Below are 23474 nucleotides of genomic sequence, written 5' to 3' on the forward strand. Positions count from 1 at the left end.
GCAGGGATCACCCTGCTGCGGGGCTGCGGCAGGCAGCCCCGGCAAGCGGTCCGCGGCCGGCTCCCCGACGAACGTGACCGTCTCGTCGAGCGGCGCCCGGCCCGTACGGGTGTGACGCACCGTGACGTCCTCGAACCCGATCGACATGCCGCAGAAGAGGATGAGCCCGCCCGGGGGCGAGAGGACCTCCGCGACGGTCCGGTGGTACTTCGCCCACGCCATCTGCGCGCAGCTGTGCAGCCCTTCGGCGCGGAGCAGCAGCATGACGGTCTGCAGATACATCCCGACGTCGGACCACTGGGGCGGGCCCAGGTCGCGGTCGATGTAGCAGAACAGGGCGGCGGGCGCACCGAAGCAGTCCCAGTTCGCGGCGGCGGCCCGCTGGCGCGCATCCAGGTCCTCGCGCGCGATGCCGAGGTCCCCGTAGCGCTGCTCGCCGAAGGCCGAACGGCGTTCACGGTAGGGCGACTTCAGCGCCGGCGGGTACATCTCGTACTCCGGCTCGTCCCACGGTTCACATCCGGCCACGCGTTCACCCGCGCGCTTCTTCAGCTCGGCCAGCGGCGCGCCGGTCAGCACGTAGACGCGCCACGGCTGGAGGTTCGATGCGGACGGCGACCAGGCGGCCGCGCGCAGTACACGTTCCAGCAGCTCTCTTGGGACCTGCCGGCCGATGTATCCGCGCACGGCCCGTCGGCTCGTGACCGCCTCGTAGATGTCCAAGATCGCCGACCTCCTTCATCCGTTCGCCGTCCCAGTTTTCGTTACACCCGAGATGGTATCACTCAATACCATCTCGTGCTTAACTATATTTGGGCAGAAAACCCGCAAGCCCGTGGTTGCACGCCGCGGGCATCACCTTTTGGAGAGAGATCCATGGCCACGCTGCTGCACATCGACTCGTCCGTGTTCCCCGGCGAGACGTCCTCGTCACGCTCGGTGACGGACGCCTTCCGGAAGGCCTGGGGGGAGCAGCACCCGGAGGGCAGGGTGATCTACCGCGACCTCGCCGCCGACCCCGTCCCGCACATCACCGCCACAGCCCACTTGGCGGGGCTCGCCCCGGCGTCTGAGCGCACCCCGGAGCAGTCCGCCGCGCTCGCCGCGCGCGTGGAGCTGATAGAGGAGCTCGAGCAGGCGGACGCGGTCCTGATCGGCGCCCCGATGTACAACTACTCGATCCCGTCGACCCTCAAGACATGGCTGGACAACGTGATCCTGGCGGGCCGCACCTCGGGCGAGACCCCGTCCGCCCAGGGCACACCGGTCGTCGTCGTCGCCAGTCGCGGCGGCTCCTACGCGCCGGGCACACCGCGCGAGGGCTTCGAGTTCGTACAGAACTACCTGGAGGCCGTCCTCAAGGGCAGCCTCGGCCTGGAACCCGAATTCATCGTCCCGGAACTGACCATGGCCCCCCGCGTCCCGGCCATGTCCGAGCTGGTCCCCCTCTACCACGCCTCTCGCGAGCGCGCCTTCGTCGAAGCGGCCACCAAGGCCAAGGATCTCGCCGAGCGCCTCGCCGTGTGAACTCACGCGCAAGGGAAGCCGTGTGGCGCCTCACCGCAGGACGCCACACGGCACCCCGTCGTCCGCACCTCTCCGGACACGGCGACTGAGGGCCCGCATCTGCGGCCGGACGCCTCGCCCGCCCGAACGTCCGGCCGCAGGCGGGATGCGCGAAGGGGCCGCCATGGCCGCCAGAACGGGAAGACACCGCCGTTCGGATGTGCCGCTCGTGGTACCGGACCGTCAGCTCGGGCCCGCCTCGAGCACTCGGGCGCGGCCCCCGCGGAGCAGCCGGCTCCGGCGGGTGGCAACGATGCGGCTCCGGGCCGGGGCCGCCGCGGAGGTCCGTGCGGGAACGGCCGCCCCGAACGCCTTGTGACCGGCGGCGGCAACCGGTGGCGAGGCGCGCCTACGCCTCGGCGCCGGCGGGATAGGCGAACCGGGTCAGCAGATCCATCAACATCTCGGGCTCGCCCGGCCCCAGTTCGGCAACCAGACTCTCGGCAAGCGGCACCGCCGCCACATGAGCCGCGTCGAAGAGCTCGACGCCCTGCGGCGTGATCTCCACCGCCCGCGCCCTCCGGTCGCCCGGAACAGCCTTGCGTACGGCCAGACCTCGACGCTCCAGGTCGTCGACGACCCGCATGATCCCCGCCTTGTCCGACCCCGTCGCCGCCGCCAAGTCCCGCTGCACCGTGGCGCCGCGGTCGACCAGCACGATCAGCACGGCGAAGTGCCGTAGCTCGATGCCGAGCGGGCGAAGTGCCTCCGCCATCACCGCCGCCGCCCGCCAGTGGGCCTGGCGCAGCAGCAGACCGAGGGCGAATGGCGAGGCCTCCCCGCGGCGGTCGGTCGCACGCGAGGCGGTGGGCGAGAGAGGAACGTCGGCCGTCATAGGCGCACACTACCAGCTATTCATTCATTCAATACGGTATCGAATGAAATTAAGTACGGGGCCGTCCGCACCCGGACCTCCGACCGCGGCCGGCCGGCGCCGGGGCTCCGCCGCCCCCAAGTCAGGCCGACCGCCCGCCTTCCAGGTCGACCGTGGTCGTGAGCCGCACGACGGCCGGCGCCCGGGGGACGGAGCCGAACCCGAAGCGCACGGGCGGCTCGACGGGGGCGAGCGGCCCCAGATCCACCCCCTCGAAGACGGCATCGGCGGTCACGACGGGCAGAAGGTCCTGCACCCCGTACCACTCACGACGGCCGAACCCGCTTGCGCCGCGGGTCCGCACACCCGGCATCAGCCGCGCCGGGAGGTCGACCAGCGCGCTCCACGCCGGCCGGGCGGCGAGCGAGCGGGGCACGGCCCGCAGCAGCCATCCCAGCCCTCCGCGCCGCCCGGTGCCGAAGCGCAGCCGCAGCGACGGCGCCGCAACAGCCCAGTCCTTCTCCCCGGCGTTCACGTCCACCGGCACGATCCGTACCTCGTCGAACGCATAGGTCGCGGCGACGAAGTCGCCGATTTCACGGGACGGGGCCAGCAGCAGACGCTCCCCACTCGCCCGCTCGATCATGACGTCACTGAACGCCCCGAACGGCGATCGCACCCAGCGCCCCAGCACCAGACGAACACCCGACCGGGTGCCGATCCCCGCGATCCACCCCTCGAACCGAAGCCGCACGCCCCTCCTCGCCTCCCTTCCGAACAGGACTTCCGCCGAGCACCGCACGCCACCCAACCCCGCCCGAAAGGACAGGGATTTCCTTATTTGCCCATTTGTAAACGTTTGCGCTGCATGTTAGCTTTCTGTCGCGGAGCCAACGCCGCTCCCTTGTGCCGCGCGGCATCACCGATGCTCTCGCGGTTCTGCTCGTGCCGGGGGCCGTCGCCGAGGGGCGCGGCCGATACGGCATCTACCGCGCCAACGACAGCGCGATGTCCCGGAGTTCAGCCACGGGACCAATTCCATTCTCGCCCCACGCGCGGCGCGCGGGTGGCGCACGCGCGGGCCACTCCACCAGGGAGAGGCACATGTCCGATACATCCGACCCTACGGCGGTCCGGCCGTTCACGTTCGACATCCCCGATTCGGAGCTCGACGGACTGCGAGATCGGATCCTGGCCACACGCTGGCCCGAGGAGGAGACCGTCAAGGACCAGTCGCAGGGCACGCCGTTCGCGACGCTCCGGGCACTCGCGCAGTACTGGGCCTCGGAGTACGACTGGCGCAAGGTCGAGGCAAAGCTCAAGGCGCTGCCGCACTTCGTCACCGAGATCGACGGGCTGGACATCCACTTCATCCATGTGCGTTCGAAGCACGAGGACGCCCTGCCGCTGCTCGTGACGCACGGATGGCCCGGCTCGGTCATCGAGCAGTTGAAGATCATCGAGCCGCTCGCCGATCCCACCGCCCACGGCGGCGACGCGTCCGACGCCTTCCACTTGGTGGTGCCGTCGATGCCCGGTTACGGCTTCTCCGGCAAGCCGTCGGAGCCCGGCTGGAACCCCGAGCGGATGGCCAGGGCCTGGGGCGAGCTCATGAAGCGCCTGGGATACACCAGGTATGCGGCACAAGGGGGCGACTGGGGCGCGATCGTCACCGACATCATGGGGGTCCAGGAGCCCGAAGGGCTGATCGGGATCCACACCAACATGGCCAACGCGGTGCCGCCCGCCGTCATGGCCGCCATCGAGGGCGGCGACCCGGTGCCCGACGACGTTTCCCTCAGCCCGGAGGAGAACGAGGCCGTCGAGCAACTCAGGTCCGCCTACGCGGATGTGCCCTACGCCTACCAGATGGGCACGGCCCCCCAGACGCTCGCCGGACTGGTCGACTCGCCGGTCGGCCTCGCCGCGTTCATGCTCGACCACGACTGGCAGAGCCTGGAGATGATCTCCCGGTCCTTCGCCGGCGAACCCGAGGGGCTGACGCGCGACGACGTCCTGGACAACATCACGCTGTTCTGGCTGACGAAGTCGGCGGTCTCCGCGGCACGTCTGTACTGGGAGACGGCCCAGGCCGGGATCTCCTTCTTCGGCGCCAAGGGCGTCAGGCTCCCCGTCGCCGCCAGCGTCTTCCCCACGGAGATGTACCGGCCCCCGAAGAGCTGGGCGGAGAAGGCGTATCCGAACCTCATCCACTACAACAGGGTCCCCGAGGGAGGGCACTTCGCCGCCTGGGAGCAACCCGGGTACTTCGTCGACGAGGTTCGCACAGGGCTGCGGCCGCTCCGCGGGTGACGGCGCGGCTCCGGTGAGGGACCGATCACGGTGCCCGGCAGCGGAGTTCGCCGGGCACCGTGACCAGTCGGGCGCGCCGTGGAGCGTGCGGCCCCGCCCACCCCCGGTCCTTCACGGCGGAAGGGACAGCCGGCGGGGCCCTTCATGGGGAAGGGCACCGCCGGCAGGCCGTTCGTCAGCAGCCGCCGCCGCAGCCGCCTCCCCCGCCCCCGCAGCTGCTGCTGCTGCTCGACGACGAGGCGTCGCAGCTCCCACCGGCCGCCCACGAGCCCGACGTGACCAGCCAGGTCGACGCCCCCGCGTCCCCCGCACGGACGCCGCCGCCGGCCCGGCCCTTCCGCGCGCCTGCGGTACGCGTGCCGGCGAAAGCGCGACTCACCCATACGATCGCGCCGATCAGCACGATGGCGGCGGCCACCACGGCAACAGTGACTCCCATGACCTCACCTTTCCGTCCCCCGAAGCGAGGATGTTCCCCGTGCGAGCGGGATGCCCGAACACCGGCTGGTTCAAAGCAGAGTTGAGGTAATCCAGAGGTTCGGCGCCAGAGGACCGCCGGTCGGTGCGCGGAGCGTGAGCGCGTGGAGGCGTCCGGGCGCAGTGTGGTCGCACCGCCGACTCGGCGAACGGGCCGGCTGCCCCGCCGAGCGACCCGTGGACCCGCCGAGGGATCACGATGCGGACAGCGGCCATCCCACTGCGGAGGCAGGCGCGAGGGCGCCGGGCCCCGGCCGGTACGGCATGCGCGGCGCGTACGCCTCTCGGCCCGTCCGACGGCACTTGCGCCCCCGCCGCGCGACGGCGGGCAGCAGGGGCTCTGCAGGCGACCCGGGTCGCGGCGAGGCCGGTCTCGGAGAGCCGGTGACCTGCCTCGCTTCGGCGGCGGGCCGTCGCCGGGCGCCTCCCACCGCCCCGGCACGTCCGGCGCCTCCGCCAGGACCCCTTGGACGCCCGCAGGCAACCCGTCTTACCGGGAGGAGCAGAAGGCGCGCCGCACACCTTTTTTAAGCACTTTGCCCATTTTGTGTGTTCTTATCTTGTCGCCCCTCCAGCGCAGCCGGGGCATCGGACGTGGCGATGAGGAGACAACACGTGTCTGAACTGCAGAGCTCGACCAGGCGCGCGCCCGAAAGGGTCACAGCACTCGGCCGAACGTGGAGGCTGGCGGCGGTCGCGGCCGCGGGACTCACGGTCTTCGCCCCGCATGTGGCAGCGGCTCAGACCGTGGACGCACCCGCCCGGCCGAAGACGGAGCGCGCGGTCCCGCTCCCGGCCGCCGGGCAGGACCGGCGGACGACCGCTCACTGCCGCGACGGCGAATGCCGCGATGACGAGCCGGGCCGCGGGGACCGCCCCGGTGACGGTCGCGGGGATCGCCGCACCGTCAGGGTGCCCTGCGACACCGACGCACTGATCGCCGCGATCACGGAAGCCAACACCAGGACCGACCGGAAGCTCAGCCTCGCCGGCAGGTGCACGTACACGCTGACAGTGAATCTGGGGGGCAGCGGCAACGGGCTGCCGCGCATCGTCCAGCCGATCACCATCGACGGCAACGGTGCGACCATCACCCGCGACGCGGGTGCTCCCGACTTCCGCATCCTGCAGATCGCCGACGGCGGCGACCTCGACCTCAGCGACGTCACGATCTCCGGCGGCAGGAACCCCAACTCCGAGGACGGTGGGGGCATCCTCGTCGAGGAGGCGGGGCGACTCCTCCTCGAGAAGGTCACCCTCTCCGGGAACACCGCGACGGACGCGGACGGCGCCGGACTCTACAACCAGGGAATCACCGCCATCCGCGACAGCAGCGTCACCGCGAACTCGACGAACCGGGACGGCGGCGGCATCTACAACTACTACGCCAAGCTGACCGTCACCAAGACCAGGATCGCGGAGAACACCGCCGAGGACGGTGGCGGCCTCTACACGGATTCGGGTGCCGTGACGGTCACCGGGACCCGGTTCGAGCGCAACTCCGCCACCGTCGACGGCGGAGCCATCCACCAGTCCGACGGTTCCGTCGACATCAACGACTCCGTCATCTCCTGGAACACCGCCGGAGGACGGGGTGGGGCCATCCTGCACAACAACGAGGGCCTGCACGTACGTACCAGCCGCATCACCGACAACACGGCGGGAGGGAACGGCGGCGCACTCAGCCTGAACGCACCCGCGGTGATCGAGGACACCCTGATCCAGAGGAACACCGCCACCCAGGGCAACGGCGGTGGTATCCACGTCGCCACCTCCGGCACGGAGGAGGTGTCCATCCGCCGAAGCAAGATCACTCTCAACCAGACCCCGGGCGTCGGCTTCAGCGGCGGCGGGATCTACATCTCCGCCAACAGCCTCGTCACCCTGACCGACGCCGTGATCACCCGCAACACGTCCCACACGGCTCCCGGAGGTATCAACAACCAGGGCGTGGTCACCGCCTACGGCACCAACGAGATCACCGACAACTCGCCGACCAACTGCGCCGGCAGCGCCAACCCCGTGCCCGGCTGCGCAGGCTGACCGCCCTCCACGGCAATCCCGCGCGGCCCGCCGGAGCTCCCGCTCCGGCGGGCCGCCGAGCCACCCCACGCCGGCCGGGGACCGCGCCGTACATCCGACCTCCCTCGTGGAGGAACGGCACGGTCCTCGGGCCGCATTCGCCAGGTTCCGATGCGGAAGTACGAACCGTCACCGCCCGCATCCGCGGGGACGGCACCGCCGGAACCCGGCCGAATGACGTGTCCCGGGCCTGCTCCCCGCACCCGCGCGGACGGTCCGGGCACACGACCCGGACGGCGCCGTCATTCCCTCTCCGGATCGCGGTCCGATGCCGAGGCCCCGCGGGACCGGTTCAGCAACGGCAGGGCCATCGGAGGGAACAGGATCACCGACAGCAGACCCGCCGCCACCAGCGCGGCGGCATTGGCCGGCCGGATCGCGTCCAGCATCACACCGATCGTCGTGGCGGCCACGATGAACGGGAGGGAGGTCGCCTGCAGGAGACCGCTCGCCAGGACCTCGGCGCGCGAGAGGCCGGCCCTGCGGTAGACCAGGGCGGGCAGCCCCCGTACGAGCAGGAGCGCGGCCAGGAACATCGGCACCCTCAGTGCCGTCCCCACGTCCGCGAACAGGGCTCCGAGGTCGAACTCGATTCCGCTGGTCACGAAGAACACGGGGACGAGGAACCCGTATCCGAGACCTTCCAGCTTGACGTGGAACTGCGGATGCGTGCGTTCGGCGTCGGGATCGACGAACCGCAGTACGACCCCTGCGACAAAGGCGCCGAGGATGGCCTCGAACCCGAGGTGCAGGGCGATCGCGGACAGGCCGACGATCAGCACCATCGTCAGGCGGATCCGGACCTGGGCACTCGTGTCCGCCATCGTCATCACCGTCCGGGACACCGCCATGGAGCGTCCCGCACCCACGGCGACCACCACGACGAGCACCGCCAGGCACGCGAGCCCCAGCAGGAGGAGCAGTCGGGCGGCCGGCGTCGAGGAGTGCTCCGAGAAGAACAGCGACAGCAGCAGTACCGCGCATATGTCGCCTGCCGAGGCACCGCCGATGGTCAGCCGTCCGACCGGCCGGTCGACCGCGTCGGCGTCCTTGAGGATCGGGACCAGGAGTCCCAGGGACGTGGCCACCAGCGCGGTGCCGATCAGCAGCGGGCTCTCGACCAGTCCGGCGGTGTGGAGCAGCCAGCCGACAGCCGAGGCCAGCACGAGCGAGGCCAGCAGACCGAGGCCGACGAGCTTCGCCGGCGGCCCCTGCAGGTGCCTGGTGTCGATCTCGAGCCCGGCGAGGAACAGCAGGAAGCTCAGCCCGATGATGGACAGGGCCTTGACGGTGGAGTCCGCGTGCACCACGTTCAGCACCGCCGGGCCGAGCACGATCCCGGCCACGATCTCCAGGACGGGGCCCGGGAGCGGAACGCGGGGCACCAGGGCCAGGAGGAACGGGACGCCCGCGGCCACCGCGAGAACGATGACCAGGTTGTCGTACGCCATGGCGACTCCGGTGTCCTCGCACCGGGCGAGGAGGGGTCCGCCGCCGTCAGACGGCAGTCCCGCGGCGTGGTTCAGTGCACGAGCTCCGCCACGGCCGCGGCCTCGAGGCGGGCTTCCTCGCAGCTGGTGCAGTCGTCGAGGGCCGCCAGGTAGCGCTCGGCGTCCAGAGCCGCCGCGCAGCCCGTCCCGGCGGCGGTGACTGCCTGCCTGTACTCGTGGTCGACGACGTCACCGCAGGCGAACACGCCGTCCAGGTTGGTACGGGTGGTCTGGCCCTCGACGGCGATGTAGCCGGCGTGGTCGAGGGAGACCTGGCCTTTGATCAGCTCGACCCGGGGATCGAGCCCGATGGCGACGAAGACGCCGGTCACCGGAAGGTCGGTCTCCTCACCACTCTCCACGTCCCGCACGCGGACACCCTTGACGCTCTCCTCCCCCAGGACGTCGACCACCTCCCGCTGCCACAGGAAGCGGATCTTGTCGTTGCGGTGCGCCCGCTCCTGCATGATCTTCGAGGCCCGCAGGCTGTCCCGACGGTGCACCACGGTGACCGAGCGCGCGAACTTCGTCAGGAACGTGGCCTCTTCGATGGCGGAGTCCCCACCGCCCACGACCACCACGTCCTGGTCCCGGAAGAAGAAGCCGTCGCAGGTGGCGCACCAGCTGACGCCGCGACCGGACAGCCGCTTCTCGTTGGCCAGCCCCAACTCGCGGTAGTGGGAACCGGTGGCGAGGATGACGGACCTGGCCCGGTGGGTCGTGCCGGCACCGTCGGCGACCTCCTTCACCCGGCCCCCGAGACGGGCCTCCACCACGTCGTCGGGGATCAACTCCGCCCCGAAACGCTCGGCCTGGGCTCTCATCCTGCCCATCAGATCCGGGCCCAGCACCGGATCGGGGAACCCCGGATAGTTCTCCACGTCGGTGGTGTTCATCAAGGCACCGCCGGCGGCGACCGACCCCTCGAACACGACCGGGCGCAGCAGCGCACGAGCCGCGTAGAGCGCGGCCGTGTAGCCGGCCGGGCCGGAGCCGATGATGATCACTTCCCGTACCGCGTCGTCAGTCACGTCGATCACCTGCTGAGTTCGGGAAACGGACGCGCCCGGCCCGGCAGGCACCTTCCACGCCGCCTGTTGCACGGCGCCACGGCAGCCAACGGCAGTCGGAGTCCGTTGTGACGGAGCCTTCGCCGCCACCGGACGAACGCCGGCCGCGGCGCGCCACAGGCACGGTTCCCGCGTCGGACGCCTCCACCATGCACACGCGAGGAGCCGCGGCGCATCCCGATCGCCTCGCGGACTGCGCGCACGCGGGATCCGACGCCGCTGTCCCCGCACCGGGGACGGTACGGAGCTGTGCGGCTCCGTTGCGTGGCGGAACGGCCTCAGGGCAGGCAGCGGCCACATCGGCATCGGCATCGGCATCGGCATCGGCATCGGCAACACCCGACCGCTCCCGCGACGTCGCCGCGCACCTCGTACCGGCGCGGGCGTCTGCCGGGCCGGTCCGTCGCGAGAGGCCTCACGTCGTGGGCCGAAGGGCGCGCGGGCCGGCTTGCGCACGGGGGCGGGGCCGGGCGGATTCCGGCTCCCCGCCCGGCCCCGCGCCGGGCATGCGCTCCGGTGTCGCTTCGATGACCATCACGGCAAGGTCGTCGTCGATCGGACTGGTGTCGAAGTCGTGCGCGGCCTGCCGTACCCGCTCCGCCACGGCCTTCGCGCCCATCCCCACGCATCCCCGCAGCACCTCGGCCAGCCCGTCCGCATCGTCCAACTGGCGGTTCCCGCGGCGGCGTTCGGTCACGCCGTCGGTCACGCACAGCAGCGTCTCGCCCGGGGCGAGGCGGAAGGAGTTGGCACGGAACTCCGCGCTGTCGGAGATGCCCAGCAGCAACTGCGGGTCGGCGGCCGGCACCACCTCCCCGTCGGCCGACAGCAGCAGCGGCAGGGGGTGTCCGGCGCTGGCGATCGTGCAGCGCGCGCCGCCGTGCACCGGGTCCGGTTCCAGCTCCCCGTAGAGGAGGCTCAGGAAGCGCGGGCCCGCCTGCTCGCCGCCGACCGCGACCGCCTCCGCGCCCTCCTCCGCCAGTGCGAGGTTCAGCCTGGCGAGGAGTGATTCGACACCGTGCCCCTCGCGGGCGAGCAGCCGCACCAGATGGCGGGCGAGGCCGGTGACGGACATCGCCTCGACGTCGTGGCCCATGACATCGCCGAGCAGGAAGCACCAGCGGCGGTCCTCGACGTCCCCCATCGGGAACAGGTCGTAGAAGTCGCCGCCGACCGTCTGGCCCTCGCCTCTCGGCTCGTAGACGATCGCCGTGTCGAAGCCCGGGATCTCGGCGAGGGATTCGGGCAGTTGCCGGCGCTGGAGGGCCCGGCTGATGGTGGCCTGCTTGGTGTAGTGCCGGGCCGTGGCGAGGGCGTGGGCCACGCGCCGCGCCACGTCCTCCGCGAGCCGTACGAGCCCGTCGGTCAGCTGCGAGACCCCCTTGCGCCCGATCAGCACCGCACCGTGGCAACTGCCGCTCGCGACAAGGGGGAAGAGCAGCGCGGCGCCGCCCTCGCCCGCGGCGTCGGCGTTATGCGGCCAGGGCCAGGGAATGCCGGTGGTGGGGAGCCGGGCGGGGGGCGGGTCGTTCTCGAGGGCAAGGCGCAGTTCCCCGATGCACCGCTCGTCCGTGTGCCAGACGCGGGAGAGCCGCATGGCACCGGATTCGGTGGTCAGCCACACTCCGCACCAGTCGGCCAGCCTGGGCACCAGCAGCTGTCCGGCGATCGCGGCGACCATGTCCTCGTCCAGTTGCCCGGCGAGGAGTTCGCCGGCCTCGGCGAGGAACGTGGGCCCGCTGCGGTCGACCCACTCCGCGGTGCGGCCCCGGCGGGGGCGCGGCCGGGAGGGCGGGAGGATCCCGGGGGTCCGCGGCCCGCGCTGTCGCGCGTCCTCGGCGGTGTCGCCGGCGGCGGCCGTGTCGGTGGAGCCGCCGGGCCCCGGTGCGGCGGGAGCGGTCTCGAGCCGGAACCACACGGACTTCTCGCTGTGGCGGTAGATCACCCCCCACGATTCGGCGAGTGCGCGTACGAGCTGGAGGCCGCGACCGCGGCCCTCGCGCCATGCGTCCTTGCCTCCGCGTACCGCGCGGGAGGGATTGCGGTCCACGACCTCGACCACGACGCCCGAGGGCCCGGGCGCGTACGCCACGGAGGGGGCGAGGGGGCCGGGGCCGGAGTCGAGGTGGCAACCGACCTCGACGTCGGTGCCGGCGTACATGATCGCGTTGGTGACGAGTTCGCTGACGAGGAGCACGGCGTCGTCGGCGAGCTGGTCGGTGATCACCGCCTGCGGGGACTCGGAGGCCGGCCCGGAGGGCCGCGCCGAGCCGCATTCGGCCAGTGCGGTGCGCACGAATCTTCGCGCAGCGGAAGGCGCGAGCTCGTTCGCGGGGAGCCTCATCCGCGCAACGGACTCTCGTGGATGGAGGGTGGACGGACCCACGTGCTGCACCTGGATCACTTCGACATTCCGAGCACCCAATGTAACCTAATAACGCGGTCAAGATGACCATATGTACTGATTTCTGAGAATGGTGTGCCCATGGCGCTCGACCCGGCCACACCTGATTCCTCCTCCCCCGCATCCCCTTCCGGGGGACTCGACGAATCATCTGAACGCACAGGTCAACCGACCTCTGCCCCGGATGGGCAGTGGGTGCGCGCGGCCGAGTTGCGTCCCTTGCTCGCCGCGATGGACTCCCTGAGTGACGGTGACTTCACCGTACGTGTGGACGGTTCGCACGAGGGCCTGCTCGCCGAGATGGCGGGAGCCTTCAACCAGATCGTCGCGCGGAACGCGCATCTGGCCTCCGAGCTCCAGCGGGTGCGCCGCGAGGTGGTGCGGCAGGGGCGGCTCGACGAGCGGATCGCGGCCAGTCCCGGACGCGGCGCCTGGACCACGTGCGTGGACGCCACCAATTCACTGCTCGAAGCTCTGGTCACCCCGGTCGCGAACGCCACACGGGTGCTGGACGCGGTCGCGGACGGCGATCTGACCCAGCGGGTCGAACTCCACCACGAGACCCGGGAGCTCCGCGGCGACCTGCGGCGCCTGGGGCGGGGTGTGAACCGGATGGTGGACCAGCTGTCGTTGTTCACCGGCGAGCTGACCCGGGTGTCCCGCGAGGTCGGCACCGAGGGCCGGCTCGGCGGGCGCGCCAAGGTGCAGGGCCTGTCCGGCGACTGGCGATATGTGACGGAGGCCGTCAACACGATGGCATCGCGGCTGACCGCGCAGGTCCGCGACATCGCGGTCGTGACCACAGCGGTGGCACGCGGCGATCTGACCCAGCAGGTGACGGTCGAGGCGACCGGCGAACTGCTGGAACTGAAGCTCACCGTGAACACGATGGTCGACCAGCTGCGGGCGTTCGCCGACGAGGTGACCCGGGTGTCCCGCGAGGTCGGCACCGAAGGACAGCTGGGCGGCCGCGCCCAGGTACCGGGCGTCTCCGGCGTCTGGAAGGACCTCACCGACAACGTCAACTTCATGGCCTCGAACCTGACCTCCCAGGTGCGCAACATCGCCCAGGTGACCACCGCGGTCGCCAACGGCGATCTGAGCCAGAAGATCACGGTCGACGCGCGCGGCGAGATCCTTCAGCTCAAGAGCACCGTGAACACGATGGTCGACCAGCTGTCCGCGTTCGCCGACGAGGTCACCCGCGTCGCCCGCGAGGTCGGCACCGAGGGCCGGCTCGGCGGCCGCGCCCAGGTGCGCGGAGTCTCCGGCGTCTGGAAGGACCTCACCGACAACGTCAACTTCATGGCCGACAACCTCACCTCACAGGTCCGCAACATCGCCCAGGTCGCCACCGCCGTGGCCGAGGGCGACCTGGGCAAGACGATCACCGTGGAGGCCAAGGGCGAGATCCTGGAGCTGAAGTCGACGATCAACACGATGGTCGACCAGCTGTCCGCGTTCGCCGACGAGGTCACCCGCGTCGCCCGCGAGGTCGGCACCGAGGGGAACCTGGGCGGTCAGGCGCAGGTACGCGGAGTCTCGGGCGTCTGGAAGGAGTTGACGGACAACGTCAACTTCATGGCGCTGAATCTGACCTCCCAGGTGCGCAACATCGCGCAGGTGACCACGGCGGTCGCCGACGGCGACCTGTCGAAGAAGATCACCGTCGACGCGCGCGGCGAGATCCTGGAACTCAAGGACACCATCAACACGATGGTCGACCAGCTGCGGGCGTTCGCCGACGAGGTCACCCGCGTCGCCCGCGAGGTCGGCACCGAGGGCCGGCTCGGCGGCCGCGCCCAGGTGCGCGGAGTCTCCGGCGTCTGGAAGGACCTCACCGACAACGTCAACTTCATGGCCGACAACCTCACCTCACAGGTCCGCAACATCGCCCAGGTCGCCACCGCGGTCGCCCAGGGCGACCTGTCGAAGAAGATCGACGTCGACGCGCGCGGCGAGATCCTGGAGCTGAAGACGACCATCAACACGATGGTGGACACGCTCTCCTCGTTCGCCTCCGAGGTCACCCGCGTCGCCCGCGAGGTCGGCAGCGAGGGCCAGCTCGGCGGCCAGGCCCGCGTCGAGGGCGTCTACGGGACGTGGAAGCGGCTGACCACCAACGTCAACGAGCTGGCCCTGAACCTGACCACCCAGGTGCGGGCCATCGCCGAGGTGGCCAGTGCGGTCACCCAGGGCGACATGTCGCGCTCCATCGCGGTCGAGGCGCAGGGCGAGGTCGCCGAGCTGAAGAACAACGTCAACCTCATGGTGGCCAACCTCCGTGAGACCACCCGCGCCAAGGACTGGCTGGAGTCCAACCTGACCCGGATGGCCGCCCTGATGCAGGGTCACCGCGACCTGGTGGAGGTCGCCGACCTCATCCTGCGCGAGCTGACACCGCTGGTGAACGCCCAGTTCGGCGCGTTCTTCCTGTCCGAGGCCGGCGCGCCGCCCGGCGCGGCTCTGGAATTCATCGCCGGGTACGGGACCGACCAGGCCGGCGGCAGCGGACCGCTGCCGGGGACGGGCACTCCGGGCCGCGGCCTGATCGCCCAGGCGGCCCAGGAGAAGCAGCGCATCATCATCGCGGACGTCCCACCGGACTACATCACCATCAACTCCGGCCTCGGCTCGGCGATCCCGCACAGCGTGGTCATCCTGCCGATCCTCTTCGAGGACCAGGTGCTCGGAGTGATCGAGCTGGCCTCGCTCAGCAGGTTCAGCGACGTGCACCTGGCCTTCATCGACCAGTTCGCCAACACCATCGGCGTCTCCATCAACACCATCATCGCCAACTCCCGTACGGAGTCGCTGCTCTCGGAGTCGCAACGCCTCACCGCCGAGCTGCGGATGCGCTCCGACGAGCTGCAGCGCTCCAACGCCGAGCTGGAGGAGAAGGCGGCGCTGCTCGCGACGGCCTCGCAGTACAAGTCGGAGTTCCTCGCGAACATGTCGCACGAGCTGCGTACTCCGCTCAACTCGCTGCTCATCCTCGCGCGGCTCCTCGCCGACAATCCCGATGCCCATCTGTCCGAGCAGGAGGTGCAGTTCGCCGCCACGATCCACCGCGCCGGCTCCGACCTGCTCCAGCTCATCAGCGACATCCTCGACCTCTCGAAGATCGAGGCCGGCCGGATGGACGTGCACCCGAAGCAGCTCCCGCTGGACAAGCTGCTCGACTACGTGCACGCCACGTTCCACCCGCTGACCGTGGACCGCGGGCTGAGCTTCGAGATCGAGGTCGCCGACGACGTGCCCCGGGAACTGTTCTCCGACGAGCAGCGGCTCCAGCAGATCCTGCGCAACCTGCTGTCCAACGCGGTGAAGTTCACGACCTCCGGCGGCGTGCAGCTGCGCGTCGAGCGGGTGACCGGGGAGCGCTTCGACGAGGAGACGCTGAAGAGGGCGGAGGCCGTCGTCGCCTTCTCTGTCAAGGACACCGGCATCGGCATTCCCCCCGAGAAGCTTCCCGTCGTCTTCGAGGCGTTCCAGCAGTCCGACGGCACCACCAGCCGCAAGTACGGCGGCACGGGTCTGGGGCTGTCCATCAGCCGGGAGATCGCCGGGATGCTCGGCGGCCGGATCGTCGCCGAGAGCGAACTGGGCGTCGGGTCCCGCTTCACCCTCTACGTCCCGGCGCGCTACCCGGGCGCCGCGGCCACGCCGGAGGCGGCGGCACTGCGCGTCACGGGCCCTCCCGCCACGCCCACCGAACCCGAATCCGGTCCGGCTCCCGCGGCCTCCCCGGTTCCTCCTCCCCCGGCCGCGCTCCCCGTACAGCCGGCCCCGGTGCCCGCCGCCACCGACTACGCGCCGAACACCGTGATCGGCAATCCGGACGGTCTGGCCGGCTGGGGCGCGGTGTCGCCCGCGGAGGTCCGGGAGGACGCCTGGCCGGAGACGACCCGGCTCAAGGAGTGGCTGAGCGGCCGCCCCGGCCGGGTGCTGGCCGGGCGTCTCCTTCTCATCGTCGACGACGACATCCGCAACGTCTTCGCACTCACGCACGTGCTCGGCCGCGTCGGCATCACGGTGAAGTACGCGGAGAACGGCCGCGAGGGCCTGGAGGTCCTGCAGCGCTTCCCCGACGTGTCGCTGGTCCTGATGGACATCATGATGCCGGAGATGGACGGCTACGAGACGATACGGGCCATCCGGTGCACCCCGCGGCTCGCACATCTGCCGATCATCGCGCTGACCGCCAAGGCGATGCCGGGAGACCGCGCCAAGGCGATCGACAGCGGCGCCTCCGACTACGTGCCCAAACCGGTGGACGTCGACCATCTGCTGTCCGTGATCTGCGACCTCCTCGACCCGCGGGGAGCGCCCTCGGCGCCGAGGCCGGAGCGGGAAGCCGAGCAGGCGCAGGGGCCCCCTCCCCATCCGCAGTCCGCCGAGGCGCAGGCCGCGGTCGCCGAAGGCGACGACGAACACCGTCGGGGCAAAGGCACATGACCCCCGTCGTCCCGGACAAGTGCAGCATCCTCCTCGTCGACGACATGGAGGAGAACCTCGTTGCGCTGGAAGCCGTGCTCGGCCCCCTCCACCAGCAAATCGTCCGCGCATCGTCCGGGGAGGAGGCACTGAAGGCGATGCTGCGCCAGGACTTCGCCGTCGTACTGCTGGACGTCCTGATGCCCGGCATGGACGGCTTCGAGACCGCGGCCAACATCAAGCGCCTCGACCAGACCAAGGACGTGCCCATCATCCTGCTGACCGGCACCGACGCCGACACGGACTACGCCTACCGGGGCTACGCGATCGGCGCGGCCGACTTCCTCACCAAGCCGTTCGACCCCTGGGTGCTGCGGACGAAGGTGAGCGTCTTTCTCGACCTGGACCGTAAGAACCGCCAACTCGCCGTCCAGGCGGAGCAGTTGCGGAGGCTTCTGGCGTCCGACCGGAAACCGGTGGAGGCGGCGGAACCGGAGGAGCGGCTGGTGGAGATCGCCGAGGAGCTCGCCGCGATCGAACTGCAACTGCGCGGCACGGAGGGCCCCGGCGCGGCGGCGCTCGCCGACCGCACGGCGAAGGTGCGGCGCACGGTGAACGGCCTGCGGGTGCGGCACGCGGCGTAGGTGTATCGCCCCGGAGGTGTCTGCCGGGAGAGTGTGACGGCGGTGCGGGGCGAGCCTGGGCGACGGACGGCCGTCGGGGCCCGGCGCCGTCGAAGGCCGCGTCGCTCCCCGGGGCGGGCTGCCCCGGGGAGCGACGGTTCCCCCTGTCCACCGGCCGGGTTGTGTGCCCCGCGCACGTGCGCGGGGCGCCGGTTCACTTCTGGTTCAGGGGCAGGGCGATGTCGGTGACCTGCCGCCCGGCCGGGAAGGTGCCGATGCGCTTCGCCGCACCGTTCTGCAGGTTGATGCGGTAGAAGCGGTAGCTGTTGGCGACCCGGAGCGCGGCGTAGCCCGTGTTGACGCCCTCCTTGGGTGCGTAGTAGATGTCGAAGCCCGCGTTGGGACCCGCGTCCACGCCGATGTTTCCGGTGGGAACGAGGGTGCCGGCGTTGGCAGGCGACTGCAGCGACACGAGGTCGTTCACCGTGTCGATGTTGTAAAGGGTGGTGGCGGTCGCGACGTTGAGGTCGTTGTTGGTGTAGGCCGTGCCCGTCACACCGAGCGCGGGGTTGGGCGAGGGGACGTTGGTGAGCACGGTGTCGACGACCGTCCCGCCGACGGCTGCCGTCACGTCATGGCGCAGGTTCTGACCGGTGTCGCTGATGATCCGCAGCCGGTCGACGGCGGGATTGAAGTCCACGCCGAAGTTGGCCCCGGAGAGCGGGACGCTGAGCTGGGAGACCTTGGTGGCCACGGCCGTGCGCGTCCTGACGGTGTAGACGCCGCCGGCGTTGCCGACCGCGTACAGGAGGTTGTCCTGGACGCGGAAGTCGAAGCCGACCAGGGTGGTGTCGCCCTGCAGACCGGTGACGGCGCGCGACGAGGAGATGGAGTCGGGCCGGTCGGACCGGAACTCCACCAGCCGCTGATCGGTGGTCAGCCCGATCACCCGCAGGCCCTTGCCGCCACCGGACCCACCCGATGGGCTGGTCGCGGCGAGGGCCGAGGACGTGGTGGACAGGACCGCAGCGGCCAGCGCTGCACCCAGGACTGCTCTACGCATGGTGTTCTCCACAGGCGTCTGCGCCCGCACTTTCGGGCGACACACCTGCGAGCCAAGCATCAACGGTGGCACGGGGCTCGGCGGAACCGCCCCTGGGCGGGCGCGCGGGTGGCGCCCGCCCGAGGACCCGGCATCGGACCGTGCGCCGGTGTCCGGGCCCAGTCACGGCCGGACGCCGGGCCGGCGTGTACGGCACTCGGGTGAAGCGCGGGCCGGCGACCGCGTGTAGGCCGTGCAGGTGCCGAGCGCACCGGCGCAACCGTGTTCGCGGGTGCAGGTGATCATGGCGTGTCCGGGCCGGCGGGAGCCCGCGGCCGTGCCACGGTGACGGCATCGGCGACGCGAGGCTCGCTCGCCCTGCGCCCATCGGAGGATTCATCGTGAAGACCCTGGTCCCGGCTGTGTCTGCCGCCCTGTCGGCCGCCCTCGTGTGGGGATCCGCCGCCCCCGTGCATGCGGCTGACGCCCCGTCGCCCTCGGCAGCGGAGGCGGAGGCTCCGCGGCAGGCGTACTACCCGAACGTCGACTGGATCGTGTGCGAGATCAACCGGGAACGCGCCGCCCGGGGCCTGCCCGGTCTGCGCGTCTCCGACCGGGCGAGTGAGGTCGGACGCTCGCACGCCAAGGACATGGCGGCCATGGGGCGGCTCACCTCCGTGGGCAGCGACGGCCGCGACCTGCGGTCCCGGATGTCCGACGCGGGGCTGTACTCCGGCCTCATCTCCGAGTCCATGGCGTACGGCTACACCCACGACGGGTACTTCGCGGACAGGGCAACGGACCCGGACCCCGGGAACGGGGTCTACAAGGTCCTGATGAACCGCGGCATCGTGGCCATCGGAATCGGATACGACCGCCGCTACTGGGACGTGAACCTTCTCGGTGCCCACCGCAAGCTGGTGACCAGGGCGCCCGCCGGATGCGGCGTCAAGGCCACGGCCGCGAGGACGCTGCCGGCGCAGGAGGCCCCCGCTTCACCGGCGTCGTGGAGCGGTCCGGTAGTGGCGCGAGGCAGTCGGTAAGGCCGCGGCGAAAGGGGGACGCCCCCGCCCGCCTCGTACCGGGCGTCCCGGTCCCGGCGTGGTCATCCGGGCTTCTCCCGTCCCGCGCCCTGGGCGGCCGTGTGCAGGGCCCGGAGCGCGAGCATCAGCAAACCGATGTCGTCGAGGTACACCGGGTCCGGCAGCAGGTCGACGGGCGACACGGTGTAGAGCACGGCCGCCCAGAACAGGGCCTTGTCCCTGACCGGCACTCCGGCGTCCAGGAGCGCTCTGCGGGCCTTGACCACACGCAGCAGCATCCAGGCGGCGCCGAAGGCCGTGGCGAGGGTGATCGCGCCGAGGATCCACCAGAATGCGCTGCCGTCCATGACGTTCCTTCTACCCCGGCCGGGTCCGGTGAGTCGACCCGACCGCACCGCCCCCGGAGGACGTCACCCCGGCAACGGGAGCGAGCGGGTGCCGACGCGGCCCGGGGCGGTGGCACGTGCGACGAACGGCCGGTGCCGGGGGTGTGCCCCGGCACCGGCCGTGGAGGTGCGGCGGGCGCCTCCGCGGGGACTCCCGTGGAGGCGCTCGCTCACCCGCCCAGCAGGTAGGCCCGTTCCACGGTCTGCCGGACCGTGTTGCCCGCCTTGTCGGAGGCCGTGACCCGCAGGGTCACATACGCGCCCTGCCCCCGGTCGCCCGGCCGCTCGACGGTGGCGGTGAACCGGTTGTGGCCGCGGTCCTTGACGCCGACGCGTCCCTTCCAGGTCCTGCCGTCGTCGAAGGACGCCTCGACCTTGATCTCGACCCCGGCGGGGGCGGCGAGCCCGTCCTGGTTCCTGACGGTCAGGTCGAGGGTGTGCCGCTTCCCGCCGCCGACCGTGTTCGCCAGGCCGGCCGGGACCCCGTAGTCGATCTGGAGGAGAGGCAGCAGCGTGTCCTCGGCCGTGGTGCCCGAGCGGAACGTCCAGGACGTGGAGGTCCTCGTACCGGTCTGCCAGTACTCGGTCTCGCGCTCGGTCGTCAGGTCGAGGCGGTAGCCGGCCTTGCCCGCGGGGACCGGGAAGTTGCCCCAGGCGCCGTCGGACCGTCCCACCTCCTTGCCGTCGCGGAGGAGGACCGCCGACACGGTGTCACCCGCGGGGTAGGTGGGATCGTCCAACGTCCCCGGCGCTCCGGCGCCGCCGATGCCTCCCGGCGCGGCGGGAACCTGCTTGCGGGCCCAGTGGCCGGCCGTCGCGTCGGTGTACTCCGGGATCGCCAGACTGAGCACGTCGCCGTTGCGGACCGAGGGACGGCCCCAGCCGCGCGGGATGGACGGCCGGAGCACCGCCTTGTACCACTCCTCCTTGGCCTTCTCGCCCGCCCCGAAGGCACGGGGGGCGTCACGAAGGCCCGACGTCATCGCCAGGTCCGGGTTCGAGGCGGTGATGAAGTCGACGTAGTGCATCCACTGCGTGTCGCCGGAGGTGACGTACTCGGTGCGGGTCAGCCCCGTCGGCACCCAGCGAGAGGTCTCCCAGCTGTACTTCGCGTAGGGGCGCCAGCTGAAGCGCTGCTCGGCTGTCCACTCCAGGGTGCCGTTGTCCGTGTAGGACGCCTTCACCTGCGCCGTGTTGCGGTCGGAGACGGTGTACGTCACGTCCTGCGGGATCCGGTCCTGCCAGATCGCCCTGATGTCGTACAGGTAGGGGCTCTCGACCGTGCCGGAGATGTCGACGACCGTCCGGTGCTTCTTCATGTACTGCAGCAGTGCCGCGCCGTCGGTCGCGTCCATCCGCATGACGGGGACTGCGGAGCGCGTGTCCGTCGGCTTCCAGCGGGTCCAGGCCAGCATCCCCTCGGGAAGGACGATCACCATGCCCTTGGCGCCCGCCTTCGCAGCCGCCTGCGCGAGGTCGTCGCCGTCCTGCGCGGTGTCGTCGCGGATCACGGCGAGCTTGCCCCGCACTGTGCCGGCCCGCAGGTCCGGCTTCTCCCTGGTCCCCGCGTCCACGGCGACGAGCCGCTCCCCCCGGGGGTCGAACGGTGCGGACCGGGGGACGTAGTGAGGCTCCAGGTCGAGGTCCGTGCCGCGGACCTCGGTCCTGAGCTGGGGAGCGGTCATCTCCCAGCGGGAGTTGAACTCGAACTCGCCCTCGGTCACCTTGGAGGTGGGGTTCACGTACAGGTCGACCGCCCCGCCGCCGTCCTCGTAGTAGGTGGTCAGGGCCTGCACCGCGCCGTCGATCTTCCGGTACATCTGGTACGTCACGTTGTTGCGCCGCTCGGCGGGCTCGGGAGTGCGCACGCGCACCTGCTTGGCCCGGCGGGCGTCCAGGGTCACGGTCGTGTCCCCGGCGACCTTCACCTCGGGCTCCACCACCTGCACCAGCCGCGGGCCGCCGCCGCTCTCGTCCAGCCGCGCTCCGCCGACCTGGTAGGTGCCCTCCTCGACCTCGGCGACCAGGGGGTCCCAGCTGGTGAACCGGACGTCCGTGTCACCTCCGAATACGTTCAGGATGTTCCACCCCCAGGGCTCCCCGTCCGGGCCGTGGGACTTGATGGTGACCTTGTGCATCGGTGCACGCACCACCAGGCTGAGGGTCGTGTGGACCGAAGCACCGCCGGAGGACGTGGCGGTGGCGTAGCCGTAGTAGGAGCCGCGGCCCGCCTTCGAGGGAGCGACGCCGACCGGCACCTCCGCGGTCGCACCCGCGGCGACCCTGACCGTGTCCGCGCCCAGGGACAGCGCCTCTGCGGGGAGCGCCCTGCCGCCGTTGGTGGCCAGCGCGGCGCGCAGGCTCAGCGTGACCTCGTCGTCGGAGTGGTTCGTGTAGCGGATGACGCCGGCCCGCTCCACCGGGGAGCCGTCCCTGCCGAAGGGGCCCAGGGCGACCGTGCCGGTGGCGGTGACGGGGGCGGTGAAGGCCGCCTTGACGTCGACGCGGCCGCCGCCCTGATGGGTCGGCACCTGGCCGGACACCGTACGGGATGTGCTGATCAGCGCGTCCTTGAGCTGCTCGGCGCTCCAGTCGGCGTGCTGCCCGGCGAGCAGTGCCGCCGCACCGGCCACATGAGGCGTGGCCATCGAAGTGCCGTTCGCCGCGACGTAGTAGTCGTCGATCGGAGCACCCATGGTCGTGCCGGCGGCGCGCGCCGCGACGATCCCGACGCCCGGAGCCGTGATGTCCGGCTTGACGGCCTTGTCGCCGAAGCGCGGGCCGCGGCTGGAGAAGGAAGCCAGGGAGTCGTCGCGGTCGACGGCGCCGACGGTGAGCGCGGTGTCCGCCGCACCGGGCGAGCCGACCGTCATGTCGCCCAGCGAGCCGCTGTTGCCGGCGGCGACGACGAAGAGGGCGCCGCTGCTGCGGGTGAGCTCGTCGACGGCGAGACTCATGGGGTCGGTGCCGTCGGTCTCCATGTCGGCGCCCAGGCTCATGTTGACGACCCTGGCGCCCTGGGCCGCGGCCCACTCCATGCCGGCGATGACCTGGGACTGGCTGCCGTAGCCGCTGTCCCCGAGCACCTTGCCGATCAGCAGGTCGGCGTCGGGCGCGACGCCCTTGCGGAGGCCGTTCGACGCGGCGCCGCTGCCGGCGGCGGTGGCGGCGACGTGCGTGCCGTGGCCGAAGCGGTCCTCGGTCGAGCCGCTGTCGGAGAAGTCCTTCGCCTCGGTCACGCGCCCCGCGAGGTCGGGATGCTTCTGGTCCGCACCGGTGTCGAGGACCGCGACCTTGACGCCCTTGCCCCGGTGGCCGGCCGCCCAGGCGGCCGGCGCGTTGATCTGCGCGGTGCTGCGGTCCAGCGTGGGACGCACCTTGTGGTCCAGCCAGACCTTCGGAGTCTCCGCCGCCGTCTTCGCCGCGGACGTGCCGGCCGGAGGTACGAGCCGCTTCCAGAAGGCGACCAGGTCCTCGTCGGCGACACGCAGCGCCCGGGCGTCGATGCTCGGCAGCGTCCGCGGACCTGCGGGCGCCTCGTGGAACTCCGCGAGCGCGTCAGCCCGCTTGGCCGCCGCGCGCGCCGAGCCGTCAGGCGCGGACACGATCAGGGGCAGGGCGTCGGCGTGCGCCTCGTCGTACCCCTGGGCGACGAGTCCCGCGACGTCGAAGAGCCCCGCGTCCAGCCGCCCCGTGCGGACCAACTCCGCAGCGTCGGAGGGCATGA

General features: G+C 71.3%; 15 protein-coding genes and 1 pseudogene. 6 read left to right on the top strand and 10 right to left on the bottom strand.

The annotated features are described in order from the left end of the window. Positions 1-66: 66 nt before the first annotated feature. Positions 67-723 (bottom strand): annotated as a pseudogene (locus BLT82_RS33330) (nitroreductase); the annotation flags it as partial. Between the two features lie 153 nt (positions 724-876). On the opposite strand from BLT82_RS33330, the gene BLT82_RS33335 reads away from it, so the two are divergent. Further along, positions 877-1527: an FMN-dependent NADH-azoreductase gene (locus BLT82_RS33335; protein WP_093661734.1), complete on the top strand. Its 651-nt coding sequence runs from the start codon at positions 877-879 to the stop codon at positions 1525-1527. 388 nt (positions 1528-1915) lie between these two features. Here BLT82_RS33335 and BLT82_RS33340 read toward each other — a convergent pair whose 3' ends face one another. Both BLT82_RS33340 and BLT82_RS33345 read right to left on the bottom strand, forming a co-directional pair. Beyond that, complete coding sequence (locus tag BLT82_RS33340; protein WP_093661736.1) at positions 1916-2401, bottom strand: MarR family winged helix-turn-helix transcriptional regulator; 486 nt, start codon at positions 2399-2401, stop codon at positions 1916-1918. Between the two features lie 121 nt (positions 2402-2522). After that, on the bottom strand, positions 2523-3134 hold the full coding sequence (locus BLT82_RS33345; protein WP_208868115.1) for a hypothetical protein: 612 nt from the start codon (positions 3132-3134) through the stop codon (positions 2523-2525). Between the two features lie 350 nt (positions 3135-3484). On the opposite strand from BLT82_RS33345, the gene BLT82_RS33350 reads away from it, so the two are divergent. Continuing rightward, entirely contained in the window at positions 3485-4693 is a 1209-nt protein-coding gene (locus BLT82_RS33350; RefSeq protein ID WP_093661738.1) for an epoxide hydrolase family protein, read from the top strand. Between the two features lie 175 nt (positions 4694-4868). Here the strand turns inward: BLT82_RS33350 and BLT82_RS33355 are convergent, their stop codons facing one another. Continuing rightward, entirely contained in the window at positions 4869-5132 is a 264-nt protein-coding gene (locus tag BLT82_RS33355; protein WP_143041574.1) for a hypothetical protein, read from the bottom strand. A gap of 653 nt (positions 5133-5785) precedes the next feature. On the opposite strand from BLT82_RS33355, the gene BLT82_RS33360 reads away from it, so the two are divergent. Continuing rightward, positions 5786-7213: a right-handed parallel beta-helix repeat-containing protein gene (locus BLT82_RS33360; RefSeq protein WP_093661743.1), complete on the top strand. Its 1428-nt coding sequence runs from the start codon at positions 5786-5788 to the stop codon at positions 7211-7213. Between the two features lie 281 nt (positions 7214-7494). Here the strand turns inward: BLT82_RS33360 and BLT82_RS33365 are convergent, their stop codons facing one another. From BLT82_RS33365 to BLT82_RS33375, 3 genes are all read right to left on the bottom strand, one after another. Continuing rightward, positions 7495-8703: a cation:proton antiporter gene (locus tag BLT82_RS33365; protein ID WP_093661745.1), complete on the bottom strand. Its 1209-nt coding sequence runs from the start codon at positions 8701-8703 to the stop codon at positions 7495-7497. 71 nt (positions 8704-8774) lie between these two features. Further along, entirely contained in the window at positions 8775-9773 is a 999-nt protein-coding gene (gene trxB / locus BLT82_RS33370) for a thioredoxin-disulfide reductase (protein WP_093661853.1), read from the bottom strand. Between the two features lie 454 nt (positions 9774-10227). Further along, on the bottom strand, positions 10228-12108 hold the full coding sequence (locus BLT82_RS33375; RefSeq protein WP_455431882.1) for a SpoIIE family protein phosphatase: 1881 nt from the start codon (positions 12106-12108) through the stop codon (positions 10228-10230). Between the two features lie 189 nt (positions 12109-12297). Here BLT82_RS33375 and BLT82_RS33380 point away from each other — a divergent pair, with 189 nt between their 5' ends. Next, positions 12298-16674 (top strand): HAMP domain-containing protein, encoded by a 4377-nt coding sequence (locus BLT82_RS33380; protein ID WP_093661749.1) that lies wholly within the window; start codon positions 12298-12300, stop codon positions 16672-16674. Then, positions 16671-17297, top strand: coding sequence for a response regulator (locus tag BLT82_RS33385; RefSeq protein WP_093661751.1), 627 nt, complete (start codon positions 16671-16673; stop codon positions 17295-17297). The genes BLT82_RS33380 and BLT82_RS33385 overlap by 4 nt, the downstream gene beginning before the upstream one ends. A 193-nt stretch (positions 17298-17490) precedes the next feature. Here the strand turns inward: BLT82_RS33385 and BLT82_RS33390 are convergent, their stop codons facing one another. Next, positions 17491-18339, bottom strand: coding sequence for a DUF4394 domain-containing protein (locus tag BLT82_RS33390; RefSeq protein WP_093661855.1), 849 nt, complete (start codon positions 18337-18339; stop codon positions 17491-17493). A gap of 380 nt (positions 18340-18719) precedes the next feature. On the opposite strand from BLT82_RS33390, the gene BLT82_RS33395 reads away from it, so the two are divergent. Beyond that, positions 18720-19361, top strand: a complete 642-nt coding sequence (locus tag BLT82_RS33395; RefSeq protein ID WP_093661753.1) for a CAP domain-containing protein — start codon at positions 18720-18722, stop codon at positions 19359-19361. 62 nt (positions 19362-19423) lie between these two features. Here BLT82_RS33395 and BLT82_RS33400 read toward each other — a convergent pair whose 3' ends face one another. Beyond that, complete coding sequence (locus BLT82_RS33400; RefSeq protein WP_093661755.1) at positions 19424-19708, bottom strand: YkvA family protein; 285 nt, start codon at positions 19706-19708, stop codon at positions 19424-19426. Between the two features lie 209 nt (positions 19709-19917). Continuing rightward, positions 19918-23472: a S8 family serine peptidase gene (locus BLT82_RS33405; protein ID WP_244529845.1), complete on the bottom strand. Its 3555-nt coding sequence runs from the start codon at positions 23470-23472 to the stop codon at positions 19918-19920. Between the last annotated feature and the right edge of the window lie 2 nt (positions 23473-23474).

The sequence above is a fragment of the Streptomyces wuyuanensis genome (assembly GCF_900103455.1).
Lineage (GTDB): Bacteria > Actinomycetota > Actinomycetes > Streptomycetales > Streptomycetaceae > Streptomyces > Streptomyces wuyuanensis.